At 50.7% G+C, this 22,014-nt stretch carries 22 protein-coding genes; 10 read left to right on the top strand and 12 right to left on the bottom strand.

The genetic code is table 11. The features are described 5' to 3' along the window. The first annotated feature begins 26 nt into the window (after positions 1–26). The 4 genes from E2566_RS21580 to E2566_RS21595 all read left to right on the top strand — a co-directional run bounded on the left by E2566_RS21580 (position 27) and on the right by E2566_RS21595 (position 3,557). Entirely contained in the window at positions 27–1,022 is a 996-nt protein-coding gene (locus tag E2566_RS21580) for a VirK/YbjX family protein (RefSeq protein ID WP_133169853.1), read from the top strand. Between the two features lie 124 nt (positions 1,023–1,146). Further along, positions 1,147–1,983 (top strand): ABC transporter substrate-binding protein, encoded by an 837-nt coding sequence (locus tag E2566_RS21585; RefSeq protein WP_107168553.1) that lies wholly within the window; start codon positions 1,147–1,149, stop codon positions 1,981–1,983. 100 nt (positions 1,984–2,083) lie between these two features. Beyond that, entirely contained in the window at positions 2,084–2,827 is a 744-nt protein-coding gene (locus E2566_RS21590; protein ID WP_107168554.1) for an amino acid ABC transporter permease, read from the top strand. 1 nt (position 2,828) lies between these two features. After that, entirely contained in the window at positions 2,829–3,557 is a 729-nt protein-coding gene (locus E2566_RS21595; RefSeq protein ID WP_107168555.1) for an amino acid ABC transporter permease, read from the top strand. A gap of 146 nt (positions 3,558–3,703) precedes the next feature. Here E2566_RS21595 and yieH read toward each other — a convergent pair whose 3' ends face one another. Continuing rightward, positions 3,704–4,369 carry a 6-phosphogluconate phosphatase gene (gene yieH, locus E2566_RS21600; RefSeq protein WP_107168556.1) on the bottom strand — a complete coding sequence of 222 codons (666 nt, stop codon included), beginning with the start codon at positions 4,367–4,369 and terminating at the stop codon, positions 3,704–3,706. 572 nt (positions 4,370–4,941) lie between these two features. Here yieH and E2566_RS21605 point away from each other — a divergent pair. Further along, the gene (locus E2566_RS21605; protein ID WP_107168558.1) at positions 4,942–6,279 is read left to right on the top strand and encodes an NCS2 family permease; all 1,338 of its coding nucleotides are present in this window, start codon (positions 4,942–4,944) and stop codon (positions 6,277–6,279) included. 54 nt (positions 6,280–6,333) lie between these two features. On the opposite strand, the gene E2566_RS21610 is transcribed toward E2566_RS21605, so the two are convergent. From E2566_RS21610 to aegA, 3 genes are all read right to left on the bottom strand, one after another. Then, positions 6,334–7,077: a 4'-phosphopantetheinyl transferase family protein gene (locus tag E2566_RS21610; RefSeq protein ID WP_107168559.1), complete on the bottom strand. Its 744-nt coding sequence runs from the start codon at positions 7,075–7,077 to the stop codon at positions 6,334–6,336. A 188-nt stretch (positions 7,078–7,265) separates the two neighbouring features. Continuing rightward, the gene (locus E2566_RS21615; RefSeq protein ID WP_107168560.1) at positions 7,266–7,775 is read right to left on the bottom strand and encodes a 4Fe-4S binding protein; all 510 of its coding nucleotides are present in this window, start codon (positions 7,773–7,775) and stop codon (positions 7,266–7,268) included. Next, entirely contained in the window at positions 7,772–9,796 is a 2,025-nt protein-coding gene (gene aegA, locus E2566_RS21620; RefSeq protein WP_107168561.1) for a formate-dependent uric acid utilization protein AegA, read from the bottom strand. Before aegA ends, E2566_RS21615 begins: the two co-directional genes overlap by 4 nt. A gap of 423 nt (positions 9,797–10,219) precedes the next feature. Between aegA and E2566_RS21625 the strand changes: the two genes are divergently transcribed. From E2566_RS21625 to E2566_RS21635, 3 genes are read left to right on the top strand one after another with little or no spacing between them, the layout of a single operon-like run. Continuing rightward, on the top strand, positions 10,220–10,891 hold the full coding sequence (locus tag E2566_RS21625) for a CsgG/HfaB family protein (RefSeq protein WP_015842352.1): 672 nt from the start codon (positions 10,220–10,222) through the stop codon (positions 10,889–10,891). Between the two features lie 18 nt (positions 10,892–10,909). After that, on the top strand, positions 10,910–11,269 hold the full coding sequence (locus tag E2566_RS21630; protein ID WP_107168562.1) for a DUF4810 domain-containing protein: 360 nt from the start codon (positions 10,910–10,912) through the stop codon (positions 11,267–11,269). Then, positions 11,266–11,925 carry a DUF799 domain-containing protein gene (locus tag E2566_RS21635; protein WP_107168563.1) on the top strand — a complete coding sequence of 220 codons (660 nt, stop codon included), beginning with the start codon at positions 11,266–11,268 and terminating at the stop codon, positions 11,923–11,925. The genes E2566_RS21630 and E2566_RS21635 overlap by 4 nt, the downstream gene beginning before the upstream one ends. A gap of 92 nt (positions 11,926–12,017) precedes the next feature. Here E2566_RS21635 and E2566_RS21640 read toward each other — a convergent pair whose 3' ends face one another. Further along, positions 12,018–13,520 (bottom strand): MFS transporter, encoded by a 1,503-nt coding sequence (locus E2566_RS21640; RefSeq protein WP_107168564.1) that lies wholly within the window; start codon positions 13,518–13,520, stop codon positions 12,018–12,020. A 103-nt stretch (positions 13,521–13,623) separates the two neighbouring features. Here E2566_RS21640 and E2566_RS21645 point away from each other — a divergent pair, with 103 nt between their 5' ends. Continuing rightward, a complete protein-coding gene (locus E2566_RS21645) occupies positions 13,624–14,175 on the top strand; it encodes a TetR/AcrR family transcriptional regulator (protein ID WP_107168565.1) in 552 nt (183 codons plus the stop codon). A gap of 30 nt (positions 14,176–14,205) precedes the next feature. Here the strand turns inward: E2566_RS21645 and E2566_RS21650 are convergent, their stop codons facing one another. Further along, on the bottom strand, positions 14,206–14,616 hold the full coding sequence (locus E2566_RS21650; protein WP_107168566.1) for a winged helix-turn-helix transcriptional regulator: 411 nt from the start codon (positions 14,614–14,616) through the stop codon (positions 14,206–14,208). A 127-nt stretch (positions 14,617–14,743) separates the two neighbouring features. Between E2566_RS21650 and E2566_RS21655 the strand changes: the two genes are divergently transcribed. Then, on the top strand, positions 14,744–15,595 hold the full coding sequence (locus E2566_RS21655; protein ID WP_107168567.1) for an SDR family oxidoreductase: 852 nt from the start codon (positions 14,744–14,746) through the stop codon (positions 15,593–15,595). 85 nt (positions 15,596–15,680) lie between these two features. Here the strand turns inward: E2566_RS21655 and E2566_RS21660 are convergent, their stop codons facing one another. The 6 genes from E2566_RS21660 to rpmH form a co-directional block, all read right to left on the bottom strand. Further along, the gene (locus tag E2566_RS21660; RefSeq protein WP_107168568.1) at positions 15,681–16,892 is read right to left on the bottom strand and encodes an acyltransferase family protein; all 1,212 of its coding nucleotides are present in this window, start codon (positions 16,890–16,892) and stop codon (positions 15,681–15,683) included. Between the two features lie 578 nt (positions 16,893–17,470). After that, positions 17,471–18,835 carry a tRNA uridine-5-carboxymethylaminomethyl(34) synthesis GTPase MnmE gene (gene mnmE / locus E2566_RS21665; RefSeq protein ID WP_107168569.1) on the bottom strand — a complete coding sequence of 455 codons (1,365 nt, stop codon included), beginning with the start codon at positions 18,833–18,835 and terminating at the stop codon, positions 17,471–17,473. A 128-nt stretch (positions 18,836–18,963) separates the two neighbouring features. Next, the gene (yidC, locus tag E2566_RS21670) at positions 18,964–20,598 is read right to left on the bottom strand and encodes a membrane protein insertase YidC (protein ID WP_107168570.1); all 1,635 of its coding nucleotides are present in this window, start codon (positions 20,596–20,598) and stop codon (positions 18,964–18,966) included. A 2-nt stretch (positions 20,599–20,600) separates the two neighbouring features. After that, the gene (gene yidD / locus E2566_RS21675; protein ID WP_010281237.1) at positions 20,601–20,858 is read right to left on the bottom strand and encodes a membrane protein insertion efficiency factor YidD; all 258 of its coding nucleotides are present in this window, start codon (positions 20,856–20,858) and stop codon (positions 20,601–20,603) included. Beyond that, on the bottom strand, positions 20,822–21,181 hold the full coding sequence (gene rnpA / locus E2566_RS21680) for a ribonuclease P protein component (RefSeq protein WP_071531164.1): 360 nt from the start codon (positions 21,179–21,181) through the stop codon (positions 20,822–20,824). The genes yidD and rnpA overlap by 37 nt, the downstream gene beginning before the upstream one ends. A gap of 18 nt (positions 21,182–21,199) precedes the next feature. Beyond that, positions 21,200–21,340, bottom strand: a complete 141-nt coding sequence (rpmH, locus tag E2566_RS21685) for a 50S ribosomal protein L34 (protein WP_005976668.1) — start codon at positions 21,338–21,340, stop codon at positions 21,200–21,202. Between the last annotated feature and the right edge of the window lie 674 nt (positions 21,341–22,014).

A 22,014-nucleotide genomic window follows, 5' to 3' on the forward strand; every position in this document is an offset into this window, starting at 1 on the left:
TCGTCATCTTAATCATGGTGGCATTCATGGACATTACCTCTACACAATCAATTGGCAGTACGAAGACCCAGTTTCGTGCCGCATTCTCCCTGTTACTGGCATTAGCAACGGGTAAACATAAGCCGGATCGGCGCTGGGAGAGTCTCCAGTGGCGTATAAAATATACATCCCGAGTGATGCTTCACCCGCTGCTGACCATGAAATGGCTCAGTTTTATCGTCGATTATCCCGTACAGGATATTTTTCAACGTGACGGCAATGAGCTTTATAGTAAGCTCCAGCGCCCCTACCTGATGGCGTCACTGCCGGCACATCAAACCTGTACGGCCTTAATGGATCATTACCGTTTTATTCAATCATTGCCGTCACACCGCCAGCGTTTGCTATATAGCCAGAACGGGGGCGGTAATGTATTGGCCAATTTTCAGGGAAAAGGCGGTGAAAATTACACGCTTCGCCTGATGACTAACGATCAAATGTGTAAGGAAGGTGAACTTTCCCTACAGCTTGAGACCAGCGAGCACGTGCTGGCACAGATGACATTCTCCATCCTGCGCATTGAGGGGGAAATGAGCCTGTTTATCGGTGGAATCCAAGGGCCGGATGCACAAACGCCGCATCACGTTATTCAGGGTGCGACGCGAGATTGCCACAGCCTGTTCCCCAAACGCATTCTTCTGGAAGGCTTGCTTAACCTGGCTCGTGGCCTTAATCTGGCGCGCGTTATCGCAGTCAGTAACGAAACGCATATCTATAAACACTGGCGCTATCGCAGTAAGAAACGCCATGTTTTTCTGGCCGACTACAATGCTTTCCTTTTCGCTCACGGTGGTCAACCGCGGTCTGATGGCAACATTACGCTGCCGTTATCGCTTCCGAGAAAGTCTGAACAGGACATTCCCAGCCGCAAGCGGGCAGAATACCGCCGACGCTATGCGCTCTTTGATGAGGTAGCCTGCCAAATGGATGACGTACTCGCCGGTAGTCTGCCGTTTTCCATCAATCTACCTAGCCGTACCTGAGTCAGGATAATCTGCCAGAATACCGAAGTAACATAAGGTTATATTATAGCTATTTATGTTATTTCCCGCGTTTTCACCCTGCTGATAGCCTGCTGTTAATACAGCAATAATTAAGGGGCAGGGAATGAAAAAGCATATTTTGACCGTGACGTTGTTGGCCGGGTTGGCTTCCGTTTCTGGTGCTGCACAAGCAGACAAACTGGATGATATTCAGAAGGCGGGCGTGGTGAAAATTGCCGTTTTCGACAGCAATCCGCCGTTTGGCTATGTCGATCCGCAGAGCAAAAAGCTGGTGGGTTATGATGTGGATATCGCCGAGGCAATTGGTAAGGCGCTGGGCGTGAAGGTTGAGCTGCGTGCGACCAATCCGGCTAACCGTATTCCTCTGCTAAGTTCGCAGAAAGTCGATCTGATTGCCGCGAATTTCACTATTACCGATGAGCGCGCCAAGCAGGTTAACTTTAGTATTCCTTACTTCGCGACCGGACAAAAATTCATCGCCCGTAAAGGCGTATTGAAAACGCCGGACGACATCAAAACGCTGCGTATCGGTGCGGATAAGGGCACCGTGCAGGAAATTACCCTGCGCGAACATTACCCGACCGCCAAAGTGATTTCTTACGACGATACGCCGTTGGCTTTTGCCGCGCTGCGTAACGGCAATGTTCAGGCTATCACGCAGGATGATGCCAAACTGGTCGGCTTGCTGGCTAACGTGCCTGATGCACAGAAGGCCGAATTCGAAATTTCTCCGTTCAGCATTACCAAAGAATATCAAGGTGTTGGTATTCCGAAGGGCGAAGAGCGTCTGACAGCGAAGATTAACGACACGCTGATTAATCTGGAAAAACAGGGCGAAGCGAAGACCATTTACGATCGCTGGTTCGGGCCGAGCACGAAATCATCTCAACCGCGCGGTGATTTCACCTTTGCCCCGTTGGATCAGCAGCCTAAATCCTGATAGCTAACGCATTCAGTGCTATGATCCTAGCCCTCTGCATCCTATTGCAGAGGGCGTTTCTATTTGTACCTCGTGATAATGACAAAGAGAGATAAAACGTATGGATACGGCGCTGCAATCGCTTGAGTCGTGGCTGTTGGCTCCCCAATATCTTATCTGGCTGTGGCACGGTTTCCTGATCACACTGGGTATTTCCCTCGGTACGATCGTTCTGTCTACGGTGTTGGGTTTTCTGCTGGCAGCGGCCAGAGACAGTCAGATTCACGTGTTGCGTGGCGCCGTTGTGGCATATAGCTCGCTATTTCGTAATACGCCGCTGCTAGTACAGCTGTTTTTTTGGTATTTCGGTGCTGGGCAGCTTTTCCCCTCAGAGATGATGCAATGGCTGAATACCCCTCATACCATCTCGTTGTTGGGCACGACATTAGCGTGGCCTTCTTTTGAATTTTTGGCTGGATTGGCCGGGTTGACGCTCTACTCCAGCGCGTTCATTGCGGAAGAGATCCGCTCCGGTATTCGCGGCGTGGCGCGTGGGCAGAAGTATGCCGCGCATGCTCTGGGGTTAACGGGCTGGCAATCCATGCGTTACGTGGTGCTGCCGCAAGCGCTAAAGATTGCTCTGCCGCCGCTGCTTGGGCAGTACATGAATATCGTTAAGAACTCGTCGTTGACGATGGCAATTGGCGTCGCCGAGTTGTCCTACGCGTCGCGTCAGGTGGAAACGGAAACCTTGCGTACGTTTCAGGCATTTGGCGTGGCGACGGTGTTGTACATCGTGATTATTGCCGTGATGGAAGGCTGGGGCATGTGGCGTCAGCAACGTGGTTTGGCGGAGAAGCACTGAGATGGATTTTACCGTTATCACCGATAATATCGGCTATTTGATGTGGGGTACGTTCCCAGAGGGGCCACTGGGTGGCGCGGCGCTGACGCTGTCGATGAGCCTGCTGGCGGGCGTCGCCTCTGCCGTTTTAGGGACGATTTTGGGCGTGGCGCTGGCGATGTCGCGAGGCGTATGGAGCGCGCTGTTGGCAATGGTACTCGGGTTCTTTCGGGCGATTCCCGTCATCATGCTGATTTTCTGGACTTACTTCCTGTTGCCGATCGTTTTTGGCGTTGATATCCCTGAAATCACTACCGTGGTGTGCGCGCTGGCGCTGATCGCCTCGGCATATCTGGCTCATGGTGTAAAGGCGGGCATTGTCGCCATCGGGCGTGGTCAGTGGCAGGCCGGACTCTCGCTGGGGCTGAGCCGCTGGCAGGTACTGTGGCAAATTGTGCTTCCGCAGGCGCTGCGGATGATGGTGCCTTCCTTTATTAACCAGTGGATTTCCCTGATTAAAGATACCTCACTGGCCTACATTGTCGGCGTTGGCGAACTGACCTTTCTTGCTACGCAGGTCAATAACCGCAGCATGGTCTACCCGATGGAAGTTTTCCTGTTTGTCGCGCTGGTCTACTTTGTGTTTTGCCTGTCGCTGGAACTGCTGGCTAACCGGGTTAACGCCCGTTTTAACCAGCAGGAAAAACAGCCGAAGCGCCGTCTGCTGTGGTGGCGGAATAAACCAGCCTGAGACGAATACGGGTCACTGAAGCCCGTTATTAGGGGAAACACAGGGGGAGGTTCCCGTAGGGAGGCCTCACCCCTGTGGTCGCCCCGAGTATCTCGATGCTGAAACGATCGGTATTAAGCCTGAGTCTGGTCGCCTGAGTGGTACTGCTACATCGTGATATTCCAGCCTTTTTCGCGCCAGATTTGCGGCAGTTCGCGCATATCGTCAAACATCGTGACCAGCGGGTGATGAATCGGCTGGTTGTGGGGATCGGCGCAGTAATAGAACACGGGAATGCCCGCCGCGATGCCCGCCTGTACGCCAGCGGCAGAATCTTCAACCAGAATGCAGTGTTCAACAGGAAGCTGTAACTGCTCGGCGGCGTGATACAACACCGCTGGGTCGGGTTTCCACTTTTTCAGATCGTAGCCGCTATAGAGATGGTCGCCAAACAAATCGAGCATGTGCGTCAGGCCGAGCGAATGCTGCATCTTACTCACCGGGCCGTTGGAAACCACCGCCATCGGGACGGTGATGGACTGCACTAATTCACGTGCACCCTCGATAGGTTGCAGGTACTCATCGAACAGACGCTTCACTTCTTGCCGGAAATGACGCTCCGCGTCTTCTACCGATACGGTTAAGCCATGCTGCTGGCTGATGCGGGCAATAATCTCGTACAGCTTCACGCCCTTGTAGGTTTTTATCACCTCCTCCAGCGATAAGTTCACCCCATACGGAATGAAGATATTCACATAGGCCTGGCAACACAGCACTTCGCTATCAACCAGCGTGCCATCACAGTCGAAGAAGACGCATTCAATACGGGGCATGACTAATCCTTATCGATGAAATAAAGCAAATACCTAATGCCGATCATGTAAGAACCGAAATACACGGAGCGACCACATGGCGAGGCTTCCTGCGGGAACCTCATCCCCGTGTTTCTCCTAAAAATGGACTTAAGTGATCAGGATTAAGCGATTGCTCTTACTTTAACTAATTGACCCAATATTGCGACCTATACTCGTCATACTTCAAGTTGCATGTGCGTTGGCAGCGTTCAGTCACCCGAATCACTTACTTGAGTAAGCTCATCGGGATTCCTTCTCTTGCCGCGTTATTCGGCCTTATGGCCTCACCCCTTCGGGGTCAGCGCAAGCGCTGTTCAAAAACGCCTTGCCGTTTTTGTCCTGAAACTCGAATTATTTAGAGTATATAAAGCTATTTTCACGGCAATCTTGCAGAAAATTAAGGGGTTTCAAACGAGGGGTTTCGGCGTAATAGCCATGGTATTAATAGGTTCTTCTTATTTGATGAAAAAAAACGTGGGATCAACGTAAAAACGTAGAATTTTGTTATAGGATACCCGACGACAGTTATTCCCTTCTTTGGATTGGTACTAATGAATAAATCACAACCCGGTTCTGCTACCGAGCAGGGCCTGCTGGAGCGCGTGTTTAAGCTTAAACAACATGGCACTACAGCACGTACGGAAACGATTGCTGGTTTCACGACGTTTTTGACGATGGTTTACATCGTTTTTGTTAACCCGCAGATTTTGGGCGTCGCGGGGATGGATACCAAAGCGGTCTTTGTGACCACCTGTCTGATTGCGGCATTCGGCAGTATTTTAATGGGGCTGCTGGCTAACCTGCCTGTGGCACTGGCTCCGGCAATGGGATTGAATGCGTTTTTCGCTTTTGTTGTCGTAGGTGCGATGGGGCTGCCATGGCAGGTGGCGATGGGCGCTATTTTCTGGGGCGCAATCGGTTTCCTGTTGCTGACTATCTTCCAGATTCGCTATTGGATGATCGCCAATATCCCGCTTAGTCTGCGTCTGGGTATCGCCAGTGGTATCGGGTTGTTTATTGCCATGATGGGCCTAAAAAACGCTGGTATTATCGTTCCCAACCCTGAAACACTGGTGACGATTGGTAACCTGACTTCACACAGCGTGCTGTTGGGTGCTCTGGGCTTTTTCATCATTGTGGCGCTGGCTTCACGTAATATTCACGCCGCGGTGCTGATTTCCATCGTGGTGACGACCTCAATCGGCCTGTTGCTGGGTGATGTTAAATTTACTGGCGTGTTTTCACTGCCGCCAAGCGTAACGTCGGTGGTCGGTCAGGTTGATCTGATGGGGGCGCTGAACCTCGGGATGTCCGGCATTATTTTCTCCTTCATGCTGGTTAACCTGTTTGACTCCTCTGGCACGCTGATTGGCGTGACGGACAAAGCTGGACTGGTCGATGCTCGCGGTAAGTTCCCGCGTATGAAGCAGGCGCTGTATGTTGATAGCATCAGCTCTGTGGCGGGTTCATTTATCGGGACATCATCCGTTACGGCGTATATTGAAAGTTCTTCAGGTGTGTCCGTGGGTGGACGCACCGGTCTGACTGCTGTGGTTGTTGGCCTGCTGTTCCTGCTGGTGATCTTCCTGTCACCGCTGGCGGGTATGGTGCCTGCCTATGCGGCCGCTGGCGCGCTGATTTACGTGGGCGTATTGATGACGTCCAGCCTGGCACGCGTGAAGTGGGACGACCTGACCGAAGCCGTTCCTGCCTTTATTACCGCGGTGATGATGCCGTTCAGCTTCTCGATTACTGAAGGGATCGCGCTGGGCTTCATTTCTTACTGTGTGATGAAGTTGGCGACGGGGCGTTGGCGTGAAATCAGCCCTTGCGTGGTGGTGGTTGCACTGCTGTTCCTGCTGAAAATCGTGTTTATCGACGGGCATTAATTGGTTCGTGGCTCCGGGGTTTCCCGGAGCCTCAGCCAGCGACGAGGCAACTGGCTACTGTGATGCGGTAGAGGTGACTTTTTCTATCGTGTGGCTGGTTAACTTCATATAGCGTACAGACTGGCGCTGCTGCTGTAAGATTTCCCCCGACTTTCTCATGCCCGATGCCGATGTGTATTTCCACATGACGAGTCGGTTAAGCGTGGGGATATGGGCGCAGGCCCATGCAAGATAATCATCAACATCGCTCATCACCTCTACGGCTGGTATGTCGGTTGAACGTAGCCTGCCGGAGGCGGGGTGAAGTTTAAGGTTATGGGGAAGATGGCTATTTGCACCAGGCATTTTCACCAGCGACTGACGAATGGTGCATAATTGCGTTGCCGCTTCCAGTGGGTCGCGCTGAGCGTCAATCCACGCCTGTTCAGCCTGCGTTTGCGCCTGCATCTGTGGGACGGTCTGATTTGTTGGCCTGACATGAACGATTTCGATATCCATACCGACGCTTCCCTCTTCGCTCAGGAGGATAGCAATCGTATTGCCTGCATAGCCGATGCTGAAATTGGGCAGATTAGGATCGGCAAAATAAGGACGTCCTTCAGGGGACACCAGCAGCGTGGGTAACAGCGGATAACCGAAAAAATAGAACATCATCTCAGCCAGCAGCGCTCGGCTTTTCAGATAACGCTCACGGCGTTTGGCTGAAAAACTTTGTGTTGATGAGATGAGCCTATCAGGCAGTCTTTGTAATTCAGGAAGCGCTTCCGTGCTTGTCCACCTGACAAAATGGCAGGTCATTGTTCACTCCATGATCGTGATAAAAGATGGGAACCTATCAGGTACTACCAATGCATATTATCAGACTAATATGTGATCTAAAGAAAAATCGATGGATAAATCGGCGATAATTATTAATTAGGCACAACGAATTTTCTGTATTGCGTGTTGTTTAGCGATCCTTCCCTGTCCGCCACATTCCCGCCTGTTTAATGGCTTGACCATCCCAATGCGGAACGCTGTTGTTTTTCCCGCGTCTGCTTGCGCAACTCATCCTCTGTCACTAATCGCAGCGCCGATGTCGGACACACGCTGACACAGGAAGGGCTTGAAGCTACATCGACGCATAAGTCGCACTTGTGGACTTCACTTTGCGTATTTTCGTCATTTGAGGCTTTCGTTACCACATTGATGGCACCGAAGGGACAGGCGACCACACAGCTTTTGCAGCCGATGCAGCGGGACTGGATAACCTGAACGCTGTCTCGATCGCGCACCAGCGCGTCATTTGGGCACACGCTGGCACAGGGGGCGTTCTCACACTGGCGACAAAGAACGGGTACGCTGATGCTGGCGCTTTTAATCACTTTCAGGCGGGGAAAGAAATGAGATGGCCGCAGTTGTGCACTTTGGCCACCGCTATGAGCGACCGCGCAGGCGATCTCACAAGTCCGGCAGCCGATACATTTTTCTGCTTCGGCGATAACAAATTGATTCATGAGCGGACCTCCTCGCGGGTTGCGTTCATCTCTGGGCGTTGCGGGTGGGCGGGAATGGCCCCGGTTACGGCGGTCAGCCCCATTGTCGCAATCATTCCCAATGCGGCTTTTCGTCCATCCGCAATGGCGGTAACCACCAGATCGGCACCGCGTACGGCGTCACCGCCAGCAAAAATACGCGGATGATTGGTTTGGCAAGGTATCTGACTATCGAGAGGGGCAGTGATGTATCCCCAATTATCTAACTCGACGTCCGCTTCTTCCAGCCATGGCATTCTGTGTGACTGAAAACCAAATGCGGTTATTACGGCTTCTGCGGGTTGAATGAATTCCGAGCCAGGAATGGGGCGCGGACGACGACGGCCGCTGGCATCAGGCTCGCCCAGTTCGGTACGAACCAGACTAATACCGCACACTTCGCCCTGTTCATTGAGGCAGATTTTTTGTGGCTGGACGTTAAACATGAACTCCACGCCTTCTTCGCGGGAGTTTTTCACCTCTTTTTTCGAGCCGGGCATGTTGGCTTCATCACGACGATAGGCGCAGGTTACAGATATCGCACCTTGCCGAACGGATGTGCGCAGGCAGTCCATCGCAGTGTCCCCACCGCCGAGCACGACGACGCGTTTGCCCGCCATCGAGATATAGGGCTCATCGTCTAATTCAGGTAATCCCATAACGTGTTTGGTATTGGCGATCAGGAAAGGAAGCGCGTCGAAGACGCCGGGTGCCTCTTCATTATCAATATTGGCTTTCATGGAGCGATAGGTGCCCACACCGAGGAAAACGGTGTCATAGTCGTCCAGAAGCTGAGCCAGAGAAATGTCTTTCCCCACCTCGGTATTCAGCTGGAAGTTGATGCCCATTGAGCTGAATACTTCACGACGATGGATCAGAACGTCTTTGTCCAGTTTGAACGACGGAATCCCGAACGTGAGCAGGCCACCAATTTCCGGGTGACGATCGAACACGACGGCCTGTACGCCGTTGCGTGCCAACACATCGGCACAGGCTAGCCCAGCCGGGCCAGCCCCGACGATCGCGGCACGCTTTCCGCTGGGAATGACACGCGTCATATCGGGCGACCAGCCCATTTCCATCGCGGTGTCGGTAATGTAGCGCTCAACGTTGCCGATGGTGATCGCGCCATATTCTTTGCCCAGCGTACAAGCCCCTTCGCATAATCGGTCCTGCGGGCATACCCGACCACAGATTTCTGGCAGGCTGCTGGTTTGATGCGAGAGCTCGACGGCTTCAAGAATGCGACCTTGCTTTGCCAGGCTTAGCAATTCGGGAATATTGTTATGCAGCGGACAGGTCCACTCGCAGATCGCGCGTTTGCCACAGGAAAGGCAGCGGTCAGCCTGATCTTCCGTCTGCTGCATGGAGAAGCCATGATAGATTTCATCAAACGTTGAGGTTCTCTGGGTCAGCGGCTTTTTCTCTGCATCCCGGCGTGGCCAGTTTTTTCTTTTACTGAGTGGATTAGTCGTCACCGCTTTCAGCACGGGCGTTTCACGCTGCCAGTGGGAAGCTGAACGTTGCGCCATCACGTGCTGTTTCTCTTGGCGACGGTCAGCTAGCGTTTGTTCACTGACTAACTGCAATGCCTGCGTTGGGCAGGCTGCCACACACGCTTGTCCTTCTGGGCGGTCGGCGCAGAGATCGCATTTATGAGCGACTGTGCTGTTGTCCACAGGGTTTGTTACCATCGACATCGCGCCAAACGGGCAAGCTAGTACACAGCTTTTGCAGCCGATGCACTTTTCCTGAACGAGCTGAATGCTATTGTCCTTTCTGATCAAGGCCTGTGTTGGGCACACGCCTGCGCAGGGTGCATCTTCACAGTGACGGCATGTCACGGCAGCCCGAAGCTTTGGCGTATTGAACGCCTTGATTCTGGGCTGAAATACCGTAGCGCTATCTGGATAGCGGTCGTCATTGTGTGAAATCACACAGGCGATTTCACATGCATGGCACCCCATGCAGTCTTGAGTACTGGCAATAACAAATCGGTTCATTACCTTTTCCCACCCTTGATCCCTCGATCGTGGCCTTTATCCTAATAGCTGGATAACTCTCTGACCTTGATATAAAGCAGGTAAAAAGTCGGTTAATGTTAAATTCCACTCGTGTTATTCATGAAATTATTGAATCGTTTCAGTGGGTTGCGATGTTAGGTGAAAGTAATGGCATGGTTGCATATAACCTTGTTTTTTATCTGGTTTATTGTGATTTATCTCGGGTAAAAATTCTGATTTTCATTACTTTTGTTAATTTTCCTATGAAATAACTCGTTACTTTTACTTACGCCCTTCATAATGCCGGACATCATTTAAATGCAGCAAAACAGTGTTTAAGCTAAATAATATTTTTTACGATATTTTCATTATGAATCAATAACAGGGCTTGCTCAGGGTTAATAGTCACTAAGGGATAGTGTTATGAATAAAAAAGTCGTTCTATGTTCTGTATTCATGTCAGCTGCGCTATTGAGCGGATGTGCCACAGAGTCTTCTCGTACCGTAGAAGCCCAAAAAGTGACTTCTTACAGTACGCCTTATCAGGGCGTTCGCAGCCCGATTTCTGTCGGAAAATTTGAAAACCGCTCTAACTACATGAACGGTATTTTTTCTGATGGTGTTGACCGCTTAGGTAATCAATCCAAGACCATTCTTGTGAGCCATCTTCAGCAGAGTGGCCGTTTTAACGTGTTGGATCGCACCAATATGGAAGAGCTGAAAGCAGAAGCGGGTATTAAAGGGCAAACGCAGACGCTGAAAGGCGCGACCTATGTTGTTACCGGCGATGTGACCGAGTTTGGTCGCAAAGAGGTGGGTGACCATCAACTGTGGGGCATCCTTGGTCGCGGTAAAACACAGGTTGCTTACGCAAAAACCACGTTGAATGTGGTGAACGTACAAACGTCTGAAGTGGTGTATTCCGTACAAGGTGCGGGCGAGTACACGTTGTCCAACCGTGAAATTATCGGTTTCGGCGGTACGGCCAGTTATGACTCGACGCTGAACGGTAAAGTGCTGGATTTGGCTATTCGTGAAGCCGTCAATAATCTGGTTGCAGGAATTGAAAGCGGTGCCTGGCGCCCAGCGAACTAATGGAATAGGAATATAACCATGTTATCTCATAAGAAAGTTACCCTGCTATTGGCAGTAGCGGTACTGGCTGGCTGCGCGTCCGCGCCGAAAACGATTTACAGCTGGGACAACTATCAGCCTGCGCTTTATGATTATTATCAACAAGATAAAGTCGGTCCAGAACAACAGATCCTTGCTCTGAATGAGTCGATCGAAAAAGCGAAAGCCGCAAATAAGCCTGTTCCGCCGGGACTCTATGCTCAACTTGGGTTGCTGTACGCCAATACTGGTCGTGATAGTGAAGCTCGCCAACAGTTTGAAACTGAAAAAGCGAAATTCCCTGAATCAGCACCTTTCATGGACTTCCTGTTGAGCAAAAATAAAGGGAATATTAAATGAATCGTTTCTTAGGATTATGTGGTCTGATTTTTGCGCTGGTGCTGACTGGCTGTGCTAAACCCGTACCTTATGACTACACGTCATTTAAGCAGAGTAAGCCGAAGTCTATTCTGGTCTTACCGCCGGTTAACCATTCTCCTGATGTGAAAGCAAGCTACAGTCTGCTTTCACAAGTCACCTACCCGCTGGCAGAATCCGGTTATTACGTATTGCCTGTCGCGGTAGTGGATGAAACGTTCAAACAGAATGGCTTATCTACCGCGTCGGATATCCATGCGCTGAGCACGGCGAAGCTGCACCAAATTTTTGGTGCTGATGCTGCGTTATATCTGGATGTGAAAGAGTACGGCACGTCATACATCGTGATTAGCAGCGAAACCCGCGTTTCTGCGGATGCGCGTCTGGTTGATCTGCGTACCGGCAAACTGCTGTGGAGCGGAAGCGCAACGGCTTCCAGCAACGAGCAGCAATCAAATTCTAACGGCGGCATCATCGGTGCTCTGGTGCAGGCTGCGGTGAGCCAGATTGCGGACACGATCTCCGACAAAGGCCATGATGTTGCTGGCGTGACCAGCTCGCGCCTGCTCGCGGCGGGTCATCCACGCGGGATGCTGTACGGGCCTCGCTCATTGCAATACGGTAAAGAAACGTACTGATCTGCCAGGTAGTACGTCGCTAAATCGACATAACCAACGCCGTTCGTTATTGAACGGCGTTTTTTATCACCTTAATCCGGTCGTCGGTGATGCTACGCGTCAGCGGCCTGATTGCGATGTTGTTTATGATTGCGCGTTATCCAGACGAAGGCCGAGGTTAGCAACAGAATCAGCGTTGCGGCTGCCAGTACGGCGGAAAACCCAGAATCAAAAGCGGCATGTGCCTGTGTGATAAGCGTCCGCTGCATATTTTCTGGTAAAGATTCGGCAAAAATTAACGCTTCATCCAGACTGTCATAGGCGGTGTCTGGTACGCTAAACCCAGTAGGTAGCATAAACGTCGCGGAATAAGCGAAAGACAGCAAACTGCCCATCAACGTCACTCCTGTCGCGCCACCCAATTCATAAGACACTTCTTCTATTGATGCTGCCATCCCCGCTTTTGCCGCGGGAGCAACCTGCATAATGGTGCTCGATGCGGCTGTCATGGTTGACCCCACACCAGCACCAATCACCGTCAAACTGATGATTTGTACCACTGTGCTGGCATTGTGCAGCAGCAGATAGCTCCCCATACCCAATGCCGAAATCAGCAGGCCTGCCGCCAGTATTTTCCCACTACTCACATGCGGTAATATCTTTCCGGTCAATGGACCGGAGATAAAAGACGCCAGCGACAGCGGTAAAATGAACAATCCTGCCTGTAGTGGAGATAGCCCGACCACTAACTGCAATCGCTGTGTGAAAGCCAGTTCCATTCCGATCAATGCGGCAGCCGCCACGATGGCAGCCGCTACAGCGGCGCTGAAAGGCCGCAGGCGGAAGAGGGAGAAATCTACTAAAGGATGCGTGCTGTTACGCTGACGCCTGACGAATAGGGTAATGAATGCTACACCGATAAGCAGAGCGATCAGCGCATCGTCATAAGAGGGAACTCGCTTGCCCAGTTCTTTTATTGCATAGGTCACACCAATTAAACCCACCATGATTAATAGGGAACCAATGAAATCCCAGCGGTGTGAGGCGTTGCCTGGCCGATGTGGAATCACGGTGATTCCCATGATGAGTGCAAGCAGCACTACGGGTACATTAATGAGGAAAACCGATCCCCACCAGAAATATTCAAGCAGTATCCCCCCCATTACGGGGCCAAATGCTGCGCCGCCGGATGCCACCGCAGCCCAGATACCAATTGCCAGCGCGCGTTCCCGTTCATCAGCGAAAGTCAGACGGATAATCGAGAGGGTGGCTGGCATCATCATGGCTGCCCCTACCGCCAGCAAAGCACGAGCGGCGATAAGAATACCGGGGGTGGGCGAATAAGCCGCCAGCAATGATGCGGTACCAAAAACCACCAGGCCAGAAATAAATAAAGGCTTATGGCCTAGCTTATCACCTAGTGTACCCATGCCCAACAGCAAACCAGAAGCGACCAGCGCGTAGATATTAACGATCCACAGCTTATCCGATGCGGTCGCGTGCAAATCATGGGTTAGCGTTGGGAGCGCGGTGTACAGCACTGTCATATCGATAACAATCAGGAAAAGGGCACTGGAAACAATGGCCAAAATCAGCCATTTTTTGGGTGATTGCATAGCGGGATCTCTACCTTGAACTTCTATTTTTCATCTGTTGGATAGCGTTCTGATGATATAGAATCGCTTTTTAAATACAAACGTATTTTAAACCGAGGAAGACATGGGGCGTCATAAGAGCATTAATCGTGCGTGCGTGTTGGATGCGGCGGAGCAGATTGTCCGCACGCAGGGAACGGCTGCGCTTACTATCGATGCGGTCGCTAAAGCTGCGGGCGTGACAAAAGGCGGTATTCAGTCGTGCTTCGGGACGAAAGATGAGCTGATTCATGCGATGTATCAGCGCTGGGAAGATGAGTTTGATGAGATGGCTGCCATGTGCATCGGTACGGATGATAGTCGGGAAGCCAGAGTGCGTGCGCACGTTGATATCACTTATCGGACAGATGCCGCAGAAGGCGATCGAGCGGCGGGCATGATGGCCTCGTTGCTGAATACGCCTGAGCACCTTGCTAGATCGCAGGCGTGGTATGACAGCCAGTTGACCGGGCTTGACCTGAATTCGCAGGAAGGGCGAGATGCCCGGCTGGCGTTTCTGGCATCCGAAGGGGCATTCCTGCTGCGCTATTTTGGCTTTATGGCGGTCGATGACGAGACCTGGAAAGCCATTTTCTCTGATATTTCCCGCCTGCTACCCGAGCGCACTGCTTCCTGAGTCAGAACCTCTTTTCAGAAGGCGCATTGATTATGGTTTGGTGGATGATTGGTCATCTGACTGCTGCGTCGCCATAATCTTGTCCAGATTCCCTTCGACCCATATCGACAGCTCTTTTACCCGCACACCTACCTCTTTGCCTAATGGGGTGAGGCTATACTCAACATGTGGCGGGACAACCGGATAGGCCGTTCGCAGGACAAAACCATCACTTTCCAACCATTGCAGAGTCTGCGCCAGCATGCGCTCGCTCACGCCGCCAATCCGTCGACGCAGTTGACTGAAGCGATGCGTATCATCAAGTAATGCGATCAGAATCAGTACGCCCCAGCGGCTGGTGACGTGATTAAGTATCTGGCGAGACGGACATTTCTCAGCGAAGACATTGCCGGTTGGCAGAATAGGGGGCAATAAATCGATGGGTGTTTTGGGTTGACTCACTATACTTACCTTTATGTATGTACTTACTTAAAGTTAGCTTTGCCGATATTATGCCAGCCACTGCCCGTCAATAAAAGACGGTTAATAAAAGACGGTTAATAAAGACAGTCAATAAAAGGAGATCAAGATGATTGCTATTACTGGTGCATCCGGCCAATTGGGCCGTTTGGTTATCGCACAACTGTTAGAGAAGGTTCCGGCGAGCGACATCGTGGCGCTGGTGCGTGATGTCAATAAAGTTGCCGATCTGTCGGCGCTTGGCGTGCAGGTGAAAGCCGCAGATTACAACCAGCCAGAGGCGCTGGCTTCCGCGCTGCAAGGTGTGGATAAAGTGCTGCTGATCTCCTCCAGCGAAGTCGGGCAGCGTGCGGCACAACACCGTAATGTGATCGAAGCCGCCGCGAAAGCTGGAGTGAAATTACTGGCCTACACCAGCTTGCTGCACGCGGATAAATCACCGTTGGCGCTGGCGGAAGAGCACCGTCAAACCGAAGCGTTACTGAAAGATTCTGGTTTACCGCACGTACTGCTACGCAACGGCTGGTATACCGAGAACTATGCGGCCAGCATCCCTGCGGCGTTGGAGCACGGCGTATTTATCGGCAGTGCGGGCGAAGGAAAAATTACGTCTGCAACCCGTGAAGATTTCGCTGCCGCTGCCGTTGCGGTACTGACGAAGGAAGGGCAGGCTGGCAAAGTTTATGAACTGGCCGGTGATGAGCCTTATACGTTGGCAGAGCTGGCTGCGGAGATTAGCAAGCAGTCTGGTAAATCTATCGGTTATCAAAACCTGTCTGAAGCGGAGTTCACCGCTGCGCTGGTTTCCGCTGGGCTACCTGATGTTTTCGCGCAGATTATTGCAGATTCAGACGTCGGCGCATCCAAAGGCGGTCTGTTTGATGGTGGTAAGCAACTAAGCCAACTGATTGGTCGTTCAACAACACCGTTGTCAGCGGTAGTAAAAGCGACGCTGAAATAAGTGTCACAATAGGCTCAGCATTCATGCTGAGCCTATCGTATTACCTTGTCAGAACAGGCCAATCCTTAGTCACATCGTTTATTTATCAAGATGTTGGATTGCTTTCCTGCACTTGATTACTCACGTTTTGTTTCTTTTTGGCCGCCAGTAAATTACCTATCGGCTGTTCAATGAATTGATAAAGCAGCCAGCCAGCGATAAGGCTGACCGCTCCAGCGGCGATGATCAGCAGCGCAGCGTCTATCACGTTGTATTGATTGCCATCAGTCCATGCATTTAGCAAGCGAAGTACTAAGAAATGAATCAGATAAAAGCAGAAAGAAATGCTTCCTAACCATTGCATTGATTTTGCATGTAAAAAAGATCGCTTACCCTGTAGGTCATTCACTGCAAGTGAGCCGATTAATAATGTCAGCGGAATAAGCGTAACCAAATTAAAGCTAAGCAGGAACGGCATGAAAAGATCAATGCAATAGGTCAATGCGGTTAGTATTAGGCTGGCGGTAACTGAAACGGGTATCCACTTCCCTTCCTGGATAATACGTGACAGTAACATACCAATGGTGAATTCAAAAATACGCGTTGGTGGGAAGGTATAGGCAAGCCACCATTGAATTTCGCCCACGTCAAAAGGCCAACCTTCAATCAGTGGCGCGGTAGGAAATAATGTATAGATTGCGCCATTAGCCGCAATTAAAGCGGCATAGCAAAATATTACTGAAATCCATAAGGATTCAGGCGGTATTTTTTTTACGAGCTTGAGTAAGAATGGGTAAATAATATAAAGAAACACAATGACAGATAGAAACCAACTGGGGACATTTCCGCCAATATAAATATCACCTTGTGGTATCCATGTCTGTATCAATAATAAGTTGGGTAACCAGACATCAAAACGTCCAACTCTGATTATTCCAGTGGTAATAAGTAGTATGATAATGAATATACTTACAGGGTATATTTTTGCGAATCGTTTTTTATAGAACTGGAGTGGATTGCTGACGGATGGCGATGACCAGTTCATGACAAACCCACTCAGGATAAAAAAGAACGAAACACTTACCCATCCTGCCTTACTGAGGACAAAAGAGTAGGCTTCGCCGATAGATACATCTGAGAACAGGTTTAACATATTCCCGAGCGATGTGTGAAAGAGGTACACAAGAAGGGCAGCAATAATTCGAGTGCCGTTTAGCGATGGCAAATTAGGTAGATACCCTTTTGGTGTTCTCTTTATAATAATATTACTCTGATAATAATGTGAACTTTCCTTTTTTACGATGAGGTTACTGTCCATTTTTTTCTCCTATTTAAACGCGATGCGAAAAATGAGGAAAGATATCTATCATTAAAAAATGTATAAATAGCATTCTATATAATAAAATCGTGTTTCTTTATAAGGAAAGTAAATGGCATGGATAAATAATTATCCTGCGAGGTAAAACATAGGATTTCAATTTATTAATACCACAATAACTTTTGGTTCACAAAATGGTTTTTAATTTTTCATTTTATTATTTTTTATCTATTGGTTTTATAATGAATTTTATTCATATCTAACGGATTATATCTGTGAATAATTGGTGAAAGGAAAATAGTGGCGGGGACGATTAATTTGAATAGAAATTGGTTTGCTGGTGAGGGAATTATGCAAGAATTATCAGAGAGTTCTGCCATATTTGAATGTCATCAATCTGATAAGAAAAGTGGGGTCTATTGAGATGTGCCCTGCTTATTCCTTTTTTGTCCACTGAACCGCAAAAATGGTGCCGCCCCACACGGGCTATTTGCCTGCTCCTTTCCGTGATGCGATTCCGGGTGGACGGCAGGCGAAAGCTGGGCGGCTAACTTCTGGGCTGAATTCGGTTTACTCCCTTATTTCCCGATACAAAAACTCGAAAAAATACGGCCTAACAGATCGTCAGAGGTGAACTCACCGGTGATTTCACTCAGGGATTGCTGTGCCAGCCGCAGTTCTTCTGCCAATAGTTCGCCAGCGTAGGCGCTCACCAACTGCTCTTTGCCCTGAACCAGATGCTGGGCTGCCAGTTCCAGTGCTTGCAGGTGGCGACGCCGTGCCAGGAAACCGCCTTCCGTGTTGCTGGTGAAACCCATACTTTGTTTGAGATGATCGCGCAGCGTATCTACACCGTCACCCGTACGGGCGGAAAGACGGATAAGTGAGTGAGTGTTCACATCCTCGATACCAAGCGTTTCACCAGTAACGTCAGCCTTATTGCGCACTACGGTAATCGGCAACGTTTTTGGCAGACGAGCCATAAATTCTGGCCAGATCTGTTCCGGCTCAGTCGCCTGCGTCGTGGTGCCATCGACCATGAACAGCACGCGATCGGCCTGTTCGATTTCCTGCCAGGCACGTTCAATTCCAATGCGTTCGACCTCGTCGCTGGCATCACGTAATCCGGCGGTATCGATGATGTGTAGCGGCATGCCATCGATATGAATGTGTTCACGCAATACGTCGCGCGTAGTTCCCGCGATATCGGTGACAATCGCCGCTTCACGACCAGCTAACGCATTGAGTAAGCTGGATTTACCCGCGTTAGGACGGCCTGCAATCACGACTTTCATCCCTTCTCGCAGTAAGCTGCCCTGATGTGCCTCGGCTCGGACGGCATCCAGATCGGCCATTACGCCATTTAGCTGTGCTTCAATTTTGCCATCGGAGAGAAAGTCGATCTCTTCGTCTGGGAAGTCGATGGCAGCCTCGACGTAGATTCGCAGGTGAGTAAGTGCTTCCACTAACTGATTTATCCGAGTGGAGAATACGCCTTGCAGAGAGTTCAGCGCTGAGCGAGCAGCCTGTTCCGAACTGGCGTCAATCAGATCGGCGATGGCTTCTGCCTGCGCGAGATCGAGCTTATCGTTCAGAAATGCGCGTTCAGAGAATTCGCCGGGGCGAGCAATGCGCACGTTGGGCAGCGTCAGAATACGTTGCAGGAGCAAATCAAGAATGACCGGACCACCATGTCCTTGAAGCTCCAACACATCTTCACCGGTAAAAGAGTTCGGGCCGGGAAACCAGAGGGCGATACCCTGATCGAGCGTGGTGCCGTTGGCATCACGGAACGGCAGATAATCGGCGTGACGAGGTTTAGGGAGCTTACCCAGAACGGCGTGTGCCACCTCGGCGGCCGCCTGTCCTGAAACACGTAAAATACCCACTCCTCCGCGTCCCGGTGGCGTGGCTTGGGCGACGATGGTGTCGGTATTGCTCATGATATTCTCTCTGCGTTGATGCCTGTCTGTCAGGCTATTTTACGTATCGTTAGGGGATAAAACACTTATAAAAAAATAAGGCGGTCAATGACCGCCTTATTCTTTCTATTGGTTAGCCATCAACCGGATTATTTTTTCTCGCGGCTATGCAAGCCACGTTTTTCCAGACCGCGATAGATCAGCTGCTGCTGGAGAATGGTAACCAGGTTGCTGACGATGTAGTACATAACCAGACCTGACGGGAACCACAGGAAGAAGACCGTAAAGATGACCGGCATGTAGGTCATGATCTTCTGCTGCATTGGGTCGGTCACGGTGGTTGGCGACATCTTCTGGATGAAGAACATCGTCACGCCCATCAGGATCGGTAGGATGTAGTACGGGTCTTGTGCAGACAGGTCATGAATCCACAGCGCGAACGGCGCGTGGCGCAGTTCAACGGAGCCCATCAGCATGTAATACAGCGCCAGGAAGATTGGCATCTGAATCAGCAGTGGGAAGCAGCCACCCAGCGGGTTCACTTTCTCTGACTTGTACAGCGCCATCATTTCTTGGCTCATGCGCTGTTTGTCATCACCAATACGCTCACGCATTGCCTGCAATTTAGGTTGCAGTAAGCGCATTTTCGCCATGGAAGTGTATTGCGCTTTCGTCAGCGGATACATCACACCGCGCACGATAAAGGTAATGGCAATGATGGAGAAGCCCCAGTTGCCGATAAAGCCGTGCAGGAATTTCAGCAGCTTAAACAACGGCTGAGAAATAAACCACAGCCAGCCGTAATCTACCGTCAGATCCAGATGTGGTGCGACAGCAGCCATCTTGTCCTGAATTTCTGGACCGACCCACAGGGTGGCGTTCAGATTTTGCTGGCTGCCAGCGGCAACAACAACGGGGGCAGCCTTGAAGCCAATCGCAGCCTGACCGTTGCCCAGCTTGCTGGTATAGAAGGTATTCGCGCCTGCCGTCGTTGGAATCCACGCCGTTGCGAAGTACTGTTGCAGCATTGCCACCCAACCACTGTTAGTGGTGATGTTCAGGTTTTCATCCATGTCGCTGAAGCTGTACTTTTTGTACTTGTCTTCGCTGGAAGAGAACGCCGCGCCACGATAGGTGTGCAGGGCAAAGTTGCTGCTGCCGGTATCGCGATGCTTAGGCAACTCCGTAGACTGTTTTAACTGACCGAACAGCGTCAGTTCCAGAGGCTGAGCGCTGGTGTTATTGACGCTGTAGTCAACATTCAGCGCATAGTCGCCACGTTTCAGAACAAACGTTTTGGTGTAGGTTACGCCATCCGCAGCGGTGTACGTCATCGGAATGCGCAGTTCGCTCTGACCATCGGCCAGCTCGAAGCTATCTTGTGTGGTAGTAAACAGCGGACGTGGGCCGTTAGCCGGGTTGTCTGGGCCGTTTTTGCCAGTCAAACCGCTCTGAGCCTGATAGACAAACTCTGGTGTGGTTTCCAGCAGATGGAAAGGTTTGTCTGAACCCAATGTATCTGGGTAAGCCAGCAGGTGTGCTTGCTCGACATCGCCGCCACGCGTGTTGATGGTCAGCGACAGCACATCGGTTTTCACCGTGATCAGTTTACCTTGACCGCTAGCGGGTACGCCCTGGTTGGTAGCATCACCGGTCGCTGCGTTCGTCGCCTGCTGTATGGCCTGCGTGGTTGCTGGCGGATTTTTATCCGTTTCCCAAGCCTGCCAAAGCATAAAGGTTACGAATAGCAGAGCGATGAGAAGAAGATTGCGTTGCGAATCCATCGTTAATGTTCTCTGTTATTGTCGGTTTTTGGCGGTACGGGATCATCACCACCAGGGTTCAAAGGATGGCATTTTAATACGCGTTTAAGCGTCAACCAACAGCCTTTTATCATGCCGAACCTGCGTATTGCTTCAATACCGTATTGCGAACACGTTGGCCGGAACCGGCAATGTGGTCCGAGTAACGGGCTGATAACGAGTTGATAACCGCGTATCAACCCGATCAGCAGTCGGGAGCCAAACGACAGTGCCGACGCCATAGTTTTTCCAATGCTTCCGTCAGCGTGCGGTTATCCAGTTCAGACACCCCCTTTTTCACCAGCACGACAAAATCCATTGAAGGCAATGAATGTTGATGCAGGCGAAAGCTTTCGCGCGTCAGGCGTTTAATCCGATTGCGTTCATGAGCACGTTTTACATGCTTTTTGGCGACGGTAAGACCGATGCGGGGATGCCCCAGCGAGTTCAGGCGGCCGAGGATGGTAATTTGCGGCGTGCCAGCCCGTTGCGGCTGCTGGAAGACGAAAGTGAAATGACTGGGAGTTAACAAACGTAACTCCCTGGGAAATGCTAGCTTAACCACTCGGTGGGTTAGCTTTTATTACTTAGAAACAGACAGACGAGTACGGCCTTTCGCACGACGGCGGGCCAGAACTTGACGACCATTTTTGGTGGCCATACGAGCACGGAAACCATGGCTACGGTTACGCTTCAATACGGACGGTTGGAAAGTGCGTTTCATGGCGATTTCTACCTAAACTTGGAAAATTATAACTTCACAGTAAACGCGTTTGGCTGTTCGGCGTGAAAATGACCGACGCCTCAATCGCATATCACAGCTATATAACGGAAAGAGGCAGGATTGTAATAATTGTACAGTCCTGAGTCAATTAACATCACACTTAACACGCCAGCCATTCCCAGTATTTTTGGAATTTCTGCCTGCCAGAGCACAGAAAAGGCGTAGACGCGCGGGCAGGGAATTATACGGACTCTATTGTAAAGTGCAAGGATCGTCCAACGATCTGTCCCGCAAGATCATGATCGATATCACCGTAACGATCGTGTCTCCAAGGGTATGCTTGGTTGTACTTTATAGAGGGCGAGTAAAATGTGCGCTAGCCGCCCCTCTGGCGTGTTACGGGGAGTCGCGATAAGAATAGCCTGTGGATAAAAAGGATCGAAACTGTGCAGAAGGGGAAGATCTCTTTGCCGGATTAGGTTATGATCCACGGTTCCGTTAGCGATCCTTTTGACGGGATCGTCGGGGTAAACCGCCGCGCTATGTGGTGTGTCTGCTGTCTGAATTGTGTATGAAACAATCGTGAATGACGCAGGCGCCAAAAAAATCATGAGTCACATAAATAACGTCTTATTCTTTCCTTTTTGATCGTTCTTGTTCGAGTGGAGTCCGCC

The sequence above is a fragment of the Pectobacterium punjabense genome, from assembly GCF_012427845.1.
Classification (GTDB): domain Bacteria; phylum Pseudomonadota; class Gammaproteobacteria; order Enterobacterales; family Enterobacteriaceae; genus Pectobacterium; species Pectobacterium punjabense.